Annotated in this window: 12 protein-coding genes and 1 CRISPR repeat array; of the genes, 11 read left to right on the forward strand and 1 reads right to left on the reverse strand. The window is 69.0% G+C overall.

Going from position 1 to position 15869, the window contains the following annotated elements:
• Positions 1-129: 129 nt before the first annotated feature.
• Positions 130-1077, forward strand: a complete 948-nt coding sequence (locus ABZ260_RS13360; protein WP_355570016.1) for a cysteine synthase — start codon at positions 130-132, stop codon at positions 1075-1077.
• Between the two features lie 232 nt (positions 1078-1309).
• Here the strand turns inward: ABZ260_RS13360 and ABZ260_RS13365 are convergent, their stop codons facing one another.
• A complete protein-coding gene (locus ABZ260_RS13365) occupies positions 1310-3148 on the reverse strand; it encodes a DUF3352 domain-containing protein (protein ID WP_355616439.1) in 1839 nt (612 codons plus the stop codon).
• A 376-nt stretch (positions 3149-3524) separates the two neighbouring features.
• On the opposite strand from ABZ260_RS13365, the gene ABZ260_RS13370 reads away from it, so the two are divergent.
• From ABZ260_RS13370 to cas3, 10 genes are all read left to right on the forward strand, one after another.
• Positions 3525-4316, forward strand: a complete 792-nt coding sequence (locus tag ABZ260_RS13370; protein WP_355616441.1) for a thioesterase family protein — start codon at positions 3525-3527, stop codon at positions 4314-4316.
• Positions 4317-4429: 113 nt separating this feature from the next.
• A complete protein-coding gene (gene murI, locus ABZ260_RS13375) occupies positions 4430-5251 on the forward strand; it encodes a glutamate racemase (protein WP_355616443.1) in 822 nt (273 codons plus the stop codon).
• Between the two features lie 97 nt (positions 5252-5348).
• Positions 5349-6101, forward strand: a complete 753-nt coding sequence (locus ABZ260_RS13380; RefSeq protein WP_355616445.1) for an MBL fold metallo-hydrolase — start codon at positions 5349-5351, stop codon at positions 6099-6101.
• A 5-nt stretch (positions 6102-6106) separates the two neighbouring features.
• Complete coding sequence (gene rph, locus ABZ260_RS13385; protein WP_350924802.1) at positions 6107-6823, forward strand: ribonuclease PH; 717 nt, start codon at positions 6107-6109, stop codon at positions 6821-6823.
• Positions 6824-6879: 56 nt separating this feature from the next.
• A complete protein-coding gene (rdgB, locus tag ABZ260_RS13390) occupies positions 6880-7518 on the forward strand; it encodes an RdgB/HAM1 family non-canonical purine NTP pyrophosphatase (protein ID WP_355616447.1) in 639 nt (212 codons plus the stop codon).
• A gap of 243 nt (positions 7519-7761) precedes the next feature.
• A complete protein-coding gene (locus ABZ260_RS13395) occupies positions 7762-9483 on the forward strand; it encodes a molybdopterin-dependent oxidoreductase (protein WP_355616449.1) in 1722 nt (573 codons plus the stop codon).
• 529 nt (positions 9484-10012) lie between these two features.
• A complete protein-coding gene (locus ABZ260_RS13400; RefSeq protein WP_355616451.1) occupies positions 10013-11269 on the forward strand; it encodes a helix-turn-helix transcriptional regulator in 1257 nt (418 codons plus the stop codon).
• Between the two features lie 163 nt (positions 11270-11432).
• Positions 11433-11798: a hypothetical protein gene (locus tag ABZ260_RS13405; RefSeq protein WP_355616453.1), complete on the forward strand. Its 366-nt coding sequence runs from the start codon at positions 11433-11435 to the stop codon at positions 11796-11798.
• Positions 11795-12175: a hypothetical protein gene (locus ABZ260_RS13410; RefSeq protein ID WP_355616455.1), complete on the forward strand. Its 381-nt coding sequence runs from the start codon at positions 11795-11797 to the stop codon at positions 12173-12175. Before ABZ260_RS13405 ends, ABZ260_RS13410 begins: the two co-directional genes overlap by 4 nt.
• A gap of 136 nt (positions 12176-12311) precedes the next feature.
• Positions 12312-12888: a CRISPR direct-repeat array (repeat unit 27 nt; unit sequence GGATCACCCCCGCGTGTGCGGGGCCGA).
• A gap of 245 nt (positions 12889-13133) precedes the next feature.
• A complete protein-coding gene (gene cas3 / locus ABZ260_RS13415; RefSeq protein WP_355616457.1) occupies positions 13134-15869 on the forward strand; it encodes a CRISPR-associated helicase Cas3' in 2736 nt (911 codons plus the stop codon).

A 15869-nucleotide genomic window follows, 5' to 3' on the forward strand; every position in this document is an offset into this window, starting at 1 on the left:
GTTTTGTCTGTTTTGTACTGAGGTGGCCTTCTCCCTCGGGCGGGGCCCCCCCCGCCACGCTCGATCCCGCGGGCGGGGGGGCGCACCTCGCTGTCATTGGTAGGACTACAGAGGCGGAAGCCGTACACCATGCGCTTTGACTCACTGATCGACTCGGTAGGCCGGACCCCGATGGTCGGCCTGCCCAGGCTCTCGCCCTCGGAGGACGTGCGGATCTGGGCCAAGCTCGAAGACCGCAACCCGACAGGTTCGATCAAGGACCGTCCGGCGCTGTGGATGATCGAGCAGGCGGAGAAGGACGGGCTCCTCCAGCCGGGCTGCACCATCCTCGAACCCACGAGCGGCAACACCGGCATCTCGCTGGCGATGTCCGCCCGGCTCAAGGGTTACCAGCTGATCTGCGTGATGCCGGAGAACACCTCCGAGGAGCGCCGCCAGCTGCTGCGCATGTGGGGGGCGCAGATCATCTCCTCGCCCGCGGCGGGCGGCTCCAACGAGGCGGTCAGGGTCGCCAAGGGGCTGGCCGCCGAGAACCCCGACTGGGTGATGCTCTACCAGTACGGCAACCCGGCCAACTGGCGCTCGCACTACGAGTCGACCGGGCCGGAGATCCTGGCGGACCTGCCCTCCGTCACCCACTTCGTGGCCGGTCTGGGCACCACGGGCACCCTGATGGGCGTCGGCCGGTTCCTGCGCGAGCACGTCCCCGACGTGAAGATCGTCGCCGCCGAGCCGCGTTACGGCGAGCTGGTGTACGGCCTGCGCAACGTCGACGAGGGCTTCATCCCCGAGCTGTACGACGCCGAGGTCCTGACCACGCGCTTCTCCGTCTCCTCCGCCGACGCGCTGCGGCGCACCCGGGAACTGCTGGCCGCAGAGGGCATCTTCGCCGGGGTCTCCACCGGAGCCGCGTTGCACGCCGCGCTCGGCATGGCGGCCAAGGCCGTCAAGGCGGGGGAACGGGCCGACATCGTCTTCGTGGTCGCGGACGGCGGCTGGAAGTACCTGTCCACCGGTGCCTACGAGGGGACGCTGGACGAGGCCGAGGAGCGGCTCGAAGGCCAGCTCTGGGCCTGATGCGAGGTTTCCGCGGCGGGCCGGGGCGGCGGGTTCCGTGAGGCCTGCGGCGGGAACGGCACGGGGCCGGTGGGTACGGGGCCGGGCTGAGGCCTGTCGCGGGAATCGGATCGGCGGGCGCGGGACCGGACGCCGGATGACAGGTGAACGACAAGGGCGGGCGTCCCGGTGGGACGCCCGCCCTTCATCGTCCCCGAGGGGAACCGGTCCCCGGCGGGAGCCCGCCGGGGAGCTAATCGTTGAGCAGGAGCCGCAGCGAGAAGGTCGCCTCGCTGCCCGACTGGGTGCCGCTCACGCCCACGCCGCGCAGCACCTGAAGGTTGGCCTTCTCGTCGCCCTGCAGGCCCTCGAGATAGAGCTTCTCGATCTTGTCCAGGTCGACGAAGACGGCGAAGGTCGCCTCGTCGGCGTTGGGGATCGCGAGCTGGAAGGTCTCGCTGTCGCCCAGGGCGCCGTCCTTGTCGAGCTCGGCGGCGTACTCCGGCGAGCTGGCCAGGACGAAGGTGCCGTCACCGGGGACCTTGGCGAGCTGCGGAACGGCCGTCCCGGTGCCGGCAAGGTACTTCTCGATCTTGCCGACGACCTCCTGGGCCTTGGCCGGGTCGGTGACGATCTTCGCGCCGAACTTCGGGTCGCTGTCGAGGCCGCCTGCGTCCAGTGCGAGGGTGATGTTCTTGCCGAGCAGTGTCACCAGATCGTCGGGGAGCGCCAGGCCGGACTGCTGCTGGGCCTGGTCGACGAGCTGCTGCGCGTTGCTGCCAGCCGTGGTGGCCGACTTCATGAGCTGCGTCCACTGCTTGCCGATCACCTCGCCGAGACCGGAGATCGAGACCGCGCCGGCGGTGGAGGCCGGAAGCGTGCTGATCTTGGAGGCCTCGGGGGTGCCCATGTCCAGGTTCTGGGCGCCGCGGCTGATGCCCGCGAGCTCGACGTACCCGCTGTCGAAGCGGAGGGCGCCGGCCACCCGGACGTTCTTGATCTGGGCGAGGGTGGCGGGGTCCTGGGACGCCAGCTCGGGAGCCAGCTGGGCGATCTTGCCGGCATCCGCCCAGAAGGAGAGCACGCCGGTCTCGCCGAGTGCGCTCAGGTCGTCGGAGAAGTTGGCGTTCCCCGACAGCGGCGCGGCGGCCGCGGCCTGGTCGGCCTCCGCCTGGGTGGGGCTGAGCAGCGCGTAGTCGTCGCGGAACGCGATGCCGTACTTCTCCTTGCCCATCAGCTTGGCGATGCCGGCCTTGGCCTTGTCCTGGTCGGTGACCTGGACGGCCACCACGACACCGGGCTCCTTGGCACCCTTGGCCGGCGGCAGCGCGGCCACGCCGACGCGGACGCCGAGCCACGGCTCGATGTCGGTGGCGTAGTTCACCTTGCCGAGGCTGCCGGACTCCTTCTTCAGCAGGTCGAAGATGGCCTGGCGCGGGTCGTCGCCGGTGAAGGAGTCCTTGGTGGCGGTGAACTTCCTGGCGATGCCGAACAGCGCCAGCTTCTGGTTCGCGGCCGGGTCGAGGTCAAGGCGTACGTAGCCGATGGCGTTGGCGGGCAGCACGTCGTGTGGCTGCGTGCCGCCGCCGCTGAGCAGGCTGACCGCGAAGACACCGCCACCGCCGATGAGGACCACCACGAGCGCGGCGATCGCCGCGAGCAACCAGCCCTTACCGCCCTTGCGGGGCGGGGTTCCGGTCGGCTGTCCGGCGCCCAGGAAGTCGGGGCCCTGCTGCCAGTTCCCCGCCTGCTGCTGGCCGTAGGGCTGACCGGCCTGCTGGCCGTAGTTCTGCTGCCCATAGTTCTGCTGGCCGTAGGGCTGGGCGGTCGGCTGGCCGTAGTTCTGCTGCCCGTAGTTCTGCTGGCCGTACGCCTGTTGGGGGTTCTGCTGGGGCTGGCCCTGCTGCGGGTAGGGCTGCCCCTGCTGGTAGCCCTGCTGGGGCTGGGTGTATCCGGGCTGGCCGTTCTGGGGGTAGACCTGCGTGTGTGGTTGGTCGCTTCGCTGCGCGCCCTCGTTCCAACGGTAGGCGATCGTCCTGTCGGGTTGCTGATCCGGCGTGGGCGACTGGTCTGGGGGATTGTTGGCAGGCATGATCACTCACAATGTGGACTTCGTGGATATGGAGAAGTTAGTGCACTTTGCTAGCAACCCGCTTGCATTGAACTAACTATGTGATTGGTGCATCTAAGCGGGATTGAGTCAGCTTGCTGGGGATTCGCCAGGTCTTACCACGCTATTTCCGCAGGTGATCGTCATGTCCTTCTTCCTGTGGGCTTCGACCTTTCCACCACCCTGGGCGGCTCGGGAAACCGCGGGGAATCTTGCGACTCGGGTGCCCTCGGCCTCATTTCGGGCCCGGGTCCGGCTTGGGGGCGGCCCGGGTGGTGGAGCGTCCGGGGGGCCGGGGAGGCGAAGGCGGCGGGGAGTAGGTAAAGTGAGCCGTCTAGAACAAGGTTCGGGAGCGTGGATGACGAAGTTCGACGAGGCGACAGGGGCCATTCGGGTGGACGAGACCACCTACGACGTGTGTCTCGACCCCGGATACTCGATCGGTGGCCCCCTCAACGGTGGCTACCTGATGGCCGTGCTGCTGCGCGCGGTCGTGGACGCCTCCCCCCATGAGCACCCGGTGACCACCAGTGCCCAGTTCCTGCGCGCCGCCGTCCCCGGCCCCGCGCAGGTGCGCCTGGAGCAGATCAAGACCGGCCGCACCGCCACGATGACCCGGGCCAGCCTGGTCAGGGACGGCGACTCCATCATCGAGTCCCTCGTCACGACCGCGACCCTCGGCGGCGCCGCCCCCGACTGGACGGACGGACCCTCGGTGGCGATGCCGCCGATGGAGCAGTGCCTCCGGCTGCCCGCCCCCAAGACCGAGTCGAACATGACGCTCAACGCCCAGATGGACCTGGCGTTCGACCCCCCGACCATCGGCTGGCTCGACGGCAGGCCCAGCGGCCGCCCCGAGGCCCGCGCCTACTTCCGGATGGCCGAGCCGCAGGATCCCGACCCGTACGTGCTGGCGCTGGCCGTGGACTGCCTGCCGCCGGTGGTCTTCTCCGCCGGAGAGCGCGGCTGGGCCCCCACCGTCGACCTCACCTGGCACCTGCGCGCCCTGCCCGCTCCCGGCTGGCTGACCCTCATCGGCGGAGGCAGGCTGATCAGCGACGGCTGGTTCGACGAGGACGTCGAGGTCTGGGACTCCACCGGCCGCCTGGTCGCCCAGTCCCGCCAGCTGGCCAGGGTCGGGCGGGGCTGACCCTCGCGGGGCCGGTCGGGCGAGACCGGAAAAGTACACGGCTGAGTCGGCAATCGGCGGTGTGAGGATTCTTACCGTGTTCGATCGACCCAGGTCGCCTAGCCTTGGGAACTGTGTCGCAAGCAAGCGTTGGAATCTTTGACAGTGGTGTCGGCGGCCTCACGGTGGCTCGGGCGATCATCGATCAGTTGCCCAACGAGTCGATCCTCTACGTGGCGGACACGGCGAGGCAGCCGTACGGCCCCAAGACCATCGCGCAGGTCCGCGCCTACGCGCTGGAGGTGATGGATCACCTCGTCGAGCACGACGTGAAGATGCTGGTGATCGCGTGCAACAGCGCCAGCGCCGCGGTGCTCCGCGACGCCCGCGAGCGCTACGACGTGCCGGTCGTCGAGGTGATCCAGCCGGCCACCCGCCGTGCCGCACGCGCCACCCGCAACGGCAGGGTCGGGGTGATCGGGACCAGGGCCACCATCGAGTCGATGGCGTACCACGACGCGTTCGCCGCGGCCCCCGACGTCCGGCTGACCACGGTGGCGGCGCCGCGCCTGGTGGAGTTCGTCGAGCGCGGGGAGACCATGAGTGAGGAGCTCATCGCCGTCATCCGCGAGTACCTGGAGCCGGTGCTCGCCGACCGGTGCGACACGTTGATCCTGGGATGCACGCACTACCCGCTCCTCGTCGGGCCGATCTCCTACGTGGTGGGAGACGGCGTCACGCTGGTGTCCAGCGCCGACGAGACGGCCAAGGACGTGTACCGCATCCTGCACGACCGGGGTCTGGCCGCCGTAGGGGGCGCGCCCAGACACCGTTTCCGCGCCACCGGAGACGCGGACCTCTTCGCCGACCTCGGACGACGGTTCCTCGGACCGGAGATCGAGGCGGTCGAGGCGGCGCTGGTGGGTGATGTTTCAAACAACGGACATCGCGCGTAACAGTGCTCCGGCGCTCCGTAGGGGAGCGCCCGGGAGCGGCGGACACCGGTCACCGGCGCCCGCGACGCGCAGCGCCGCAAAAACAGTGGAGGCCGCCGTGAAACTGACGATCATCGGGTGCTCGGGAAGCTTTCCCGGCCCTGACAGCCCTTCCTCCTGCTACCTGCTGGAGGCGGAGGGGTTCCGCATGCTGCTGGACTTCGGGAACGGCGCGCTCGGCGCACTCCAGAGGCACATCGGCCTGTACGACGTGGACGCGATCTGCCTGTCGCACCTGCACGCCGACCACTGCCTCGACATCTGCCCGTACCACGTGGTGCGCACCTACTCGCCCGAGGGGCCGCTGCCCAGGGTGCCGGTGTACGCGCCCGCGGACGCGCGCCGGCGCCTGAACGCGGCCTACGCGATGCCGGACGAGCCGCGGCTGGAGTCGGCCTTCGACTTCGTGGGGCTGACGCCGGGAACGTTCGAGGTCGGCCCGTTCGAGGTGACGGCCGCGCTGATGAACCACCCGGTGGAGACCTACGGGTTCAGGGTCTCCTATGGCGGGCGCTCGGTGGCCTACTCGGGCGACACCGGTGAGAGCGCCGAACTGGTCAAGCTCGCCTCGGGGGTCGACGTGTTCCTGTGTGAGGCGTCACACCTCGACCGGCCAGGACTCCCCGTCGGCCTGCACCTGAGCGGCCGCCAGGCGGCCGAGCACGCGGCCAGGGCGGACGTGGAGACCCTGGTACTGACCCACCTGGTGCCCTGGAACGACCACGACCGGGTCAGGGAGGACGCCTCTCGCGGTGGGTTCGGCGGGCGGATGGAACTCGCACGAAGCGGGGTCCGGTATGACCTAGGGTGAACTGCATGGCTCGTGCAGATGGACGTTCTCCCGATCAGCTCCGCCCCGTCACCATCACCCGCGACTGGATCACGCACGCCGAGGGTTCGGTGCTCGTCGAGTTCGGCGGCACCAGGGTGCTCTGTGCCGCCTCCGTGCAGGACAGCGTGCCGCGCTGGCGCCGGGGCAGCGGTCAGGGCTGGATCACCGCCGAGTACGCCATGCTGCCGCGCGCCACGAACACCCGCAACGACCGCGAGTCGGTACGCGGCAAGATCGGCGGCCGTACGCACGAGATCTCCCGCCTGATCGGCCGCTCGCTGCGCGCCTGCGTCGACTACAAGGTCCTCGGCGAGAACTCGATCGTCATCGACTGCGACGTGCTCCAGGCGGACGGCGGCACCCGCACCGCCGCCATCACCGGTGCGTACGTGGCGCTGGTCGACGCGATCGCCTGGATGCGCAAGCGGAAGATGTGCGGCGCCGACCCGCTGGTCGACTCGGTCGCGGCGGTCTCCGTCGGCGTCGTCGGCTCGACGCCGCTGCTCGACCTCTGCTACACCGAGGACGTCGCCGCCGAGACGGACATGAACGTGGTGATGACCGGCTCCGGCGAGTTCGTCGAGGTCCAGGGCACCGCCGAGGGCAAGCCGTTCAACCGCGCCGCCCTCGACGAACTGCTCGACCTCGGCGCGGCCGGCTGCGCGGAGCTCACCCGCCTGCAGCGGGAGGCCCTGGCATAAGCGTTTTCCGCCTGGGTGGGTAGGGTGTGACCGAATTCGAGGCAAGGGGATTGGTCATGAGCGGGGCCGTTGTGCACGAGAGCGATACGGGCAGGCCCCGCGTGGTCCTCGCCACCCGGAACGCCGGGAAGATCGCCGAGCTGCGCCGGATCCTGGCCGACGCCGAGGTCCCGGTGGAGATCGTCGGGCTTGAGGAGTTCCCCGAGATCGGCGACGTCGCCGAGACCGGCCTGACCTTCGCGGAGAACGCCCTGCTCAAGGCGCACGCGGTGGCCCGGCAGTCCGGCCTGCCGGCGATCGCCGACGATTCCGGCCTCTGCGTCGACGCGCTGAACGGCATGCCGGGCATCTTCTCCGCCCGCTGGTCCGGAAAGCACGGCGACGACCTGGCCAACCTCGACCTGCTGCTCGCCCAGGTCTCCGACGTGCCCGCCGAGCACCGGGGCGCGCACTTCGCCTGCGCCGCCGCGCTGGCGCTCCCCTCCGGAGAGGAACGGGTGACCGAGGGTGCGCTGCACGGCGTGATCATCGACACCCCGCGCGGCGTCAACGGCTTCGGCTACGACCCGATCCTGCTGCCCGAGGGCGAGACCCGGACCACCGCCGAGCTGTCCGCCGCGGAGAAGGACGCGATCAGCCACCGGGGCCGCGCCTTCCGCGCCCTGGCCCCCATCCTCGCCGAGATGCTCGTCTGACGCTCCTTCGAAAGAGCTGCGGCTTCAGTGAGGCTCGTGCTGGGGGCCCCTGGCGGAGCCCGTACGAGAGAGCCGCGACGACGATCTCGTGGTTCGCGGTGCGGCTCACGCTGGGGGGCGACGATCTCGTGCTCCTCGGCGGAGCCCGTCCGGGGAGCAGGCGATGACCAGGGGCGACTGTTCGAGTCGGCCTGTAATCGTGGCGTAAGATCCCCGCTCGCCGATGGGCGTAGCGTCGGAGGTATGCAGAGCAACAGGCGCATGCCCTCGTGGGCCGCGGCGCTGATCGGCCTGGTGTCCGGCGCGGTGGCGGTCGGGGTCTCCCTGCTCGTCGCGGGCCTGGTGAACCCCTCCGCCTTTCCGATCGTCGCGGTGGGCAACTCGGCGGTCGACCTCACCCCGGCCGTGCTCAAGGAGTGGGCGATCCGCACCTTCGGTGAGAACGACAAGGTCGTGCTGCTCGGCGGGATCTTCGTGGTCATGGCGCTCATCGCCGCCGCGCTGGGCATCGCCGCCGCCCGCGACGTCCGGTACGGCCTGGCGGGCCTGGCCGCCTTCGGCCTTGTCGGAGTCGTCGCGGTGCTGACCCGGCCGGAGGCCGGGCTCGCGGACGTCCTGCCGACCGTGGTCGGCGTCGGTGCGGGCATGTTCGCGCTGCGACGGATCATCCGCCGCTCCCTCGTGCCCGTCGAAGAGCTCGCCGGCGCCTCGACCGGCCCGTACGGCGACCGGGGGCACCCGACGCCCGGCGGCGCCGCAGGGGCGGCGGGGGCCGCGCACGGCGCCGGACCGTGGGAGATCGAGCAGGAGGCGGCGCAGCAGGGCTCGCCGGAGGCCGGGGAACGGCCCGAGCCGGCCACGCCGCCGGTCATGCGGGCCGGGAGGGATCTGCGCGCGTTCGACCGCCGGGGCCTGCTGACCGGTGTGCTCGGCGGCGTCGCCGTCGCCGGGGTGGCCGGGGTCGCCGGGCGGATGCTGTCCGGGCGGGCCGAGGTGAGCGTGGCGCGCAACGGCATCACGCTGCCCAGGCCCGCGACCCCCCTCGCGCCGCTGCCCGCCGGGGTCGACCTCAGGATCAAGGGCCTGTCGCCGTTCGTCACCCCGAACAGCGACTTCTACCGGGTCGACACCGCCCTGGTCGTCCCCCAGGTGGACCCGAGCAGCTGGACTCTCAAGATCCACGGCATGGTCGACCGCCCCGTCGAGCTCACCTTCGCCGACCTGATGAAGCGCACCGTGGTCGAGGCCGACGTCACGCTCTGCTGCGTCTCCAACGAGGTCGGCGGCCCCTACATCGGCAACGCCCGCTGGCTGGGCGTCAGCCTGGCCGACGTGCTGCGCGACGCGGGCGTCCACAAGAACGCCGACATGCTGCTCAGCACCTCCGCCGACGGCTGGACCGCCGGAACCCCGGTCGACGTCGTCCTCGACGGCCGCGACGCCCTGCTGGCCTTCGGCATGAACGGCGAGGCGCTCCCCGTCGACCACGGCTTCCCGGTCCGCCAGGTCGTCCCCGGCCTCTACGGCTACGTCTCGGCCACCAAGTGGGTCACCGACATCAGGGTCACCCGCTTCGACGAGGACGAGGCCTACTGGACGCCCAGGGGCTGGTCCGCCAAGGGCCCGGTCAAGACCGAGTCCCGCATCGACCTGCCCAGGGACGGCGCGAGCATCTCCGCAGGCCGCACCGTCATCGCGGGCGTCGCCTGGGCCCAGCACAAGGGCGTGGACGCGGTCGAGGTCCGCGTCGACCGGGGCCAGTGGCGTCAGGCCCGCCTCGCCGAGGCCCCCACCGCCGACACCTGGCGCCAGTGGGTCCTCGACGACTGGGACGCCACCCCCGGCGACCACACCATCGAGGTCCGCGCCACCGACGCCACCGGCTACACCCAGACCGCCGCCCGAGCCCCGGTAGCCCCGGACGGCGCCACCGGCTGGCACACGATCCAGGTACGGGTCGGCTGACTTGGGTGGTGGGTCCTGTTGATGGCCTTTGGCTACCACAGGTGGAATCACACTCCCGCGTATGCGGGGCGGACCTGATCTTCCGGAGCGACGGCGAGAGCTTCGTGGGATCACCCCCGCGTGTGCGGGGCGGACCCGACTACGCAGGACTATGACCCAACTGTCGGTGGATCACCCCCGCGCGTGCGGGGCAGATACCCGGCCCATGTGTGTCCATATCCAGAGGGAGGGATCACCCCCGCGCGTGCGGGGCAGATGCTTCGTGAGCTGGGGTTTTGCGAGCGCAGAGCGTATTTTTTTATCAAGTGCGTGCGGCGGAGGATACCGACCTTGAGTGTGGCCGTCGTGGTCGTGCGAAGTCGGGGAGGGATTGAGGCGGGTCGCAAGATTATCAAGTGGGGCAGGCCGGTTGATTGAGTATCCAGATCGTTTTTGTTCATCTGTCCGCTGCCCGTGTTGATGCGCTGGCCTCGGTCAATGCCTGGCGGAAGGGGAATGTTTCCCTCGTTGACAGGGGTGGCTCGTTATCGTGGAGACGCCGCGCAGTCGCGAGGAAGGCACCGAGATGACCGGGCAAGACTGGAACCCTGACCTGACGTACGCCGAGCGTAGCGAGCACACCGGGGAGCGGATAGCCAAGGCGCGGAAGCTTCGGAATCTTACCCAGGAAGGCTTGGCCGGGCTCGCGCATGTCTCTCGGAGCTTGATCGCCAAGGTTGAGTCGGGCGCCAGGCCCGCCACCCCGTCTCTCGTCGCCGCTGTCGCACGGGCCTGCTCGGTGGATCCGGCGGAGATCAACGGGCAACCGTACCGGGGCACCGACGAGCGCAGTGACGCCGTGCACGCGGCGATTCCCGCCATCCGTGTGGCCTTGGCCTACGTGGACGTCGCACCCGAACTGGGCATGCCTCCTCGAACGCTCGACGAGTTGGCGGCTGAGGTGGTCGCGCTTCAGAAGCTTCAGAAATCTGTGTCGTACGCCCAGCTCGGCGCTCTGCTGCCTGCGCTCCTGGAGGAGTTGACGGTTCAGGTCATGGAACTGGATACGGTTCGTGCCTGGCGTCTGCTCAACCGTGCTCAAGCGCTCGCTGGATCCCTGGTACGCCGCCTTGGCTACAACGACCTGGCACAGGTCGTGGTGGAACGAACGACGGTCTCCGCGCAGCGTGCGGAAGATCCATATCTGCCGCATGTGGTCACCCTGGGCCGGGCACGGTTGCTGATGACCATGGGTTCCTGGGATGTCGCCCTCAAAATGGTCCAGCAGGCCATGAGTAAAGTCGATCAGGATAACCCGGTGTCAACGGAGGTTTTTGGGGCGCTGCATCTGAACGCGGCCATCACCGCCGCGAGAGCGGGGAAGGCAGTGGATGCCTGGGAGCACCACGGGACCGCGACCGAGGCGGCGGCACGGATCAGCCCGAGAGATCGTCGCGACCCCTACGGCCTGCAGATGAACCCGGGGAATGCCGCAATTCACGGGTGTGCGGTGGCCGTCGAACTGGGTGATTTCGATCAGGCCATCCGGCTGGACCAAGGCGTCGACCTGTCCGGACCGGACAACAATGACGAGCGCAGGGCGCACCACGAGATCGATATGGCAAGGGCTCATCTGTGGGTTAACGACAACGACAGGGCGCTCAAGCGCATGATCAACGCCGAGCGGACCGCGCCGCAGATGACGCGCTTCCACCCCTCGGCAAGGGAGACGGTCCGCCAGCTCGTACGAGTCCATCGCAAGATTCCGGAACCGCTGCGGGCGCTGCAAGGGCGCATGACCGTCTGAAGGGTCGGTGTGTCAAGGGGTCTGCTGTGCACAAGCTGTGCACAGCAGACCCCTTGACCGTTTCTAAGGTCGCGGTAACAGCGAGTGGTCAAGTGCTCGCTTTCCGGATTCGACCTTTGGAGGACGGGTGATACGGCGCACGGCACCGGCTGAATCTCAAGAGGTGGTCGATGAGGCCACGGCGGAAAGTCATGACAGGGCGCTGGCGGTCGTGCAGCTACTGCTGATCGAGCGGGGGATTCGTGCTCGCCGCCATCAGACGATCTGTCTCTCGCTCTATGGCAACCGTCTGGACGCCCTCATCTGTCCGGATCGGCCTTATCCTCGGTCGCGGATGGACCGGTATCCGCCCGAACTGGCCGTGATAGGCCCCGAAGGGCGGCGTGTGGCCGTGGTGACCGTCGGACCACGTTCGGGCTGCTACCTGATCTCCCTGCGCAACGGGTCCGACCTGCAGGCCGTGCGGAGCGAGCACCCCGAGCGGGTGGTGGAGCTGATCCTCGCGGCCAGGCCGGACACGCGGCCATGACCGTCCAGATCGAGGACATCGCCGCTCGTACGGGTGTCCATGACCAAGGACCCGCTGTGCGGCCCGCAGCGGACCTGCGCAACGGCCACGCCCTACTGTTCGAGCGCGATTCAAACAGACCTTTCGTGACGACTCCGGTACGGGGAGAGGAGTGGCAGCGGCAGGGCCGCCGGTTCACGGGCCTGCTCTGGGCCCGCGTCGCAGACCTCGAACCGCTCGCCGGGGGCCAACGCTGGTGGAATCCTCCCGTCTACCCCATCGCGCTCTACTGCGAGTTCCCAACGGCCGACTCCATCACGATCACCGTGCTCAGCGACACCCTCCTGGTGATCCAACCGCAGCGACCACCCCGCCGGACAACTCACCGCATTCCCTAAGCTGGTGCGGCGACGCGGCCTTCCCCCATACCGTGCCGCCGCACCTACTCAGAGCATCCGTGAACACAGATGATCACAACGGATACCTGTTCGTTCTATTCCATCCCGCCACTGTCGATCTCATGGTTCGACTGAGGGGGATTCCCCTCGTGTGCGGGTCCGACAACGGCGCTGCGAGGCCGCCGGCGTCCCGAGGAGGATCACCCCCGCGTGTGCGGGGCCGACATCGGCCGGGATCGCAAGGAGTGGGATCCCACGGGATCACTCCCGCATGTGCGGGGCCGACACTGCGGTGACGTCTGGAAATGGCCCTCGGGAGGGATCACCCCCGCGTGTGCGGGGCCGACCACCATGGCGGCCGCGCTCCCTACGCTTGTCGCGGATCACCCCCGCGTGTGCGGGGCCGATGCCGCAAACGCCGCCGTCGCCTCCTACAAGGGCGGATCACCCCCGCGTGTGCGGGGCCGACATCTGGGTGGCGTCAGACCCGCCCTCGAAGGAGGGACCACCCCCGCGTGTGCGGGGCCGACGCCAGCTTGAACTCATCCGAGTCCTCGCCGAGCGGATCACCCCTGCGTGTGCGGGGCCGACAGGCCCCGACCCGAGCGTCCGGAGGGGGACCTGGGACCACCCCCGCGTGTGCGGGGCCGACGCGTTGTCTGAATGCAGCTCGTACCGTTCATGGGGATCACCCCCGCGTGTGCGGGGCCGACACTTCGTGAGCTGCGGCCTTGTGGGCGTGGGGGCCGGTTTTTTATCAAGTGCATGCGGCAGGAGCCGTCGATTTTGATCGTAGTTGTCGGGGATGGGCGGAGCCAGGCGATCTGCTGATTCTGGGGGCTGTGTCGATCATTGTGGCTTCTTTGAGCGTACGGGTTGCTCCGGTCCTGGAAATGTCGGTGCTGGGCAATACGGTCTCCCGCACACGGTCATGGACCGGCTACCCGTGGGAGGGGCGATGCGCTGGGTCTGGGGGAAGGCGGGGAAGGGGGACATCCCGCATCCGTTGATTTGTCACATGATCGATACGGCGCATGTCGCGCTCCGACTGCTTGAGGTGGGGCTGCCGGGGTCTTTTGGTGGCAGGCTCGGCAAGGGGGTTGAGGAGCCCGCCGTACGGCTGGCGATCGCGTTCGTCGCCGGTGCGCATGACATCGGCAAGTGCTCGTGCTGGCAGATGAAGCGTGACGACCTGCTTCCCGTAGAGGCGCCGTCGCGGATTCCGCAGGTGCTCTGGGAATCCCTGGGAGGGAAGGTCCCGCATGGGTTGATGACCGATGTTCATCTGCGTGACTGGCTCGTTCGGCAGTTCGGGCTCGCCCCTGCTACGGCGGATCTGCTCGCTGTCGCGGCCGGTGGTCACCACGGTGAGTTCTTCAACCAGGGGCGTCGTGACCTGTTGAAGAACGCCAGCGGTGACGGGATGGTGCTGGGCGGGGCCGACTGGGCACAGCTCCGTGACCAGTTGCTCGGCGAGCTTGCGGAGCGCCTGGGGATCGATGACATGTCGCTGTCCGGCTGGGAGCCGGATGTCCCCGGTGCGGTGCTTCTCGCCGGGCTGACGGCCGTGAGCGACTGGATCGCCTCGGACGAGCAGCTGTTTCCGTACGTCGGGGTGGAGGTCGATCTCGATGACTACGTGAAGGTCAGCAGGAAGCAGGCCGAGGAGGCGATCGACGCGCTGGGGTGGGCGCGGTGGCGGCCCGCTCAGCGGGCGCTTCCGGACCTCCTGCCCAAGGACGCACAGCCTCGCGCCGCCCAGCGGACGGTCATGGAGATGGCCGGCGAGGGCATGTTCGACGAGCCGGGCATCGTGATCGTCGAGGATGCGATGGGCGGTGGGAAGACCGAGATCGCGCAGTACGCCGTGGCCGAGTGGACCCGGCGGCTCGGGCTGAGCGGTTTCTTCTTCGCTCTCCCCACCCAGGCGACCAGCAACCAGATGCTCGACCGGCTGCAGACCTTCCTCGGCCTGCACTCGGCCTCGGACGCACTCCTTCACCTGGTGCACGGTGCGGCCGGGCTCAACGACGAGTTCCTCAAGCTTCTCGCGCAGGACGACCCCCGTGTCCGCGCACAGATCACTCCGTCCGGCATCCACGCTCAGGACGGCCGGAAGGCGACCGGCGACGCCGGGGTGGACGTGTCGGCCTCCCGGTGGTTCACGGCCCGGTGGAGGGGGCTTCTCGCTCCTTGCGGGGTGGGCACCGTGGACCAGATCCTCCGGGCCGGGTTGCGGATCCGGCACAACGCCGTCCTGCACTTCGGCCTGGCGGGCAAGGTGGTCGTGATCGACGAGGTGCACGCCTACGACCTCTACATGTCCACGATTCTCGACCGGGTCCTTGAGTGGCTGGGCCGTCAGGGTGTCCCGGTGGTGCTGCTGTCCGCCACGCTTCCGTCTCGCCGACGGCTGGAGTTGATAAGGGCCTGGCAGCGAGGTGCCGGTAGGGGGAACCTTCCGGCCGCTGAGCCCACAGGAGCCGACAAGGCGCCGTACCCGCTGGTGAGCTGGGGTACGGCCATCGCCCTGAGCTGCCGTCAGCCGGATCCGCCGCAGGACAGCCCGGTCAGCCTGGACTTCGGCCACGTGCACGACAGTGACGAGGAGTTGGCCCGGTGGCTGGCCACGGTGACCGCCGACGGCGGGTGCGTGGCGGTGATCCGTAACACGGTGGGCCGGTCCCAGTCGCTCTACCGGGCGTTACGCAAGGCGCGCGTCCCGAAGAGAGACCTGATCCTCTTCCACGCGCGCTTCCCCCACGCCCGGCGGCACGAGCTGGAGCGGCAGGTGCTGCGGCTGTTCGGGAAGAAGGGAAGGCGGCCCAAGAGAAAGATCGTCATCGCCACCCAGGTGGTCGAGCAGAGCCTCGACATCGACTTCGATCTCATGGTCACCGACCACGCGCCCATCGACCTCCTTCTCCAGCGGGCCGGTCGTCTGCACCGCCACGAGCGTGCACTGGAGGCCAGACGCGGCTTCGTCGCCCCCACGCTCGTCGTCACCGGCGTGACGGGTGTCGATCCGGTCGACTTCCCGGAGGAGAGCAAGATTGTTTACGGCGCCCGTCTGCTCATCGCGTCCTGGTACGCGTTGAAGAACCTCCGGGACAAGGGGCAAGCGGAGATCAACCTGCCCGGCGACATCCGTACGTTGACCGAGGAGGTCTACGGCGAGGACAAGCCATCGAACCTTGGCCCGGCGGACATCGATGCCTATGCGGCGGCGGTCGAGGAGGAAACGAGCAAGCGCGAGGCCGAGGAACTGCTGGCCGGCAACCGGTGCGTCCCCGGTCCTGATGGGGACAAGCTGCACCTGATGACCGAGCTCGCCGAGAACGAAGAGAAGGACTCGCAGGTGACCCGCCTGGGCCTGCCTTCCGTGAACATCGTCCTGCTGGAGGAGGTGAGCGAAGGCGTGGTCCGCCCGGTCACGGGCGGCGATGACTTCTCGCTGAAGAAGAGCCCCAACCGCAGGATGGAGCAAGCGCTCATCCAGTCGTCGCTGTCGGTGTCCACGCCGATCGCGTTCGCCAGGGAACTGCTTGGCCGCGAACCCTGCTCGGCTTGGCGGTGGACGCCCTGGCTCCGCGATCACAGAGATCTCGTCCTGCGAGGAGGCAAGGCTCAGATCGGGAGCTACGAGGTCACCTACGACGAGACCCTCGGACTCCAGGCGAGCAAGCTGAGGTAA

This window comes from Streptosporangium sp. NPDC006013 (assembly GCF_040614275.1).
Classification (GTDB): Bacteria; Actinomycetota; Actinomycetes; order Streptosporangiales; family Streptosporangiaceae; genus Streptosporangium.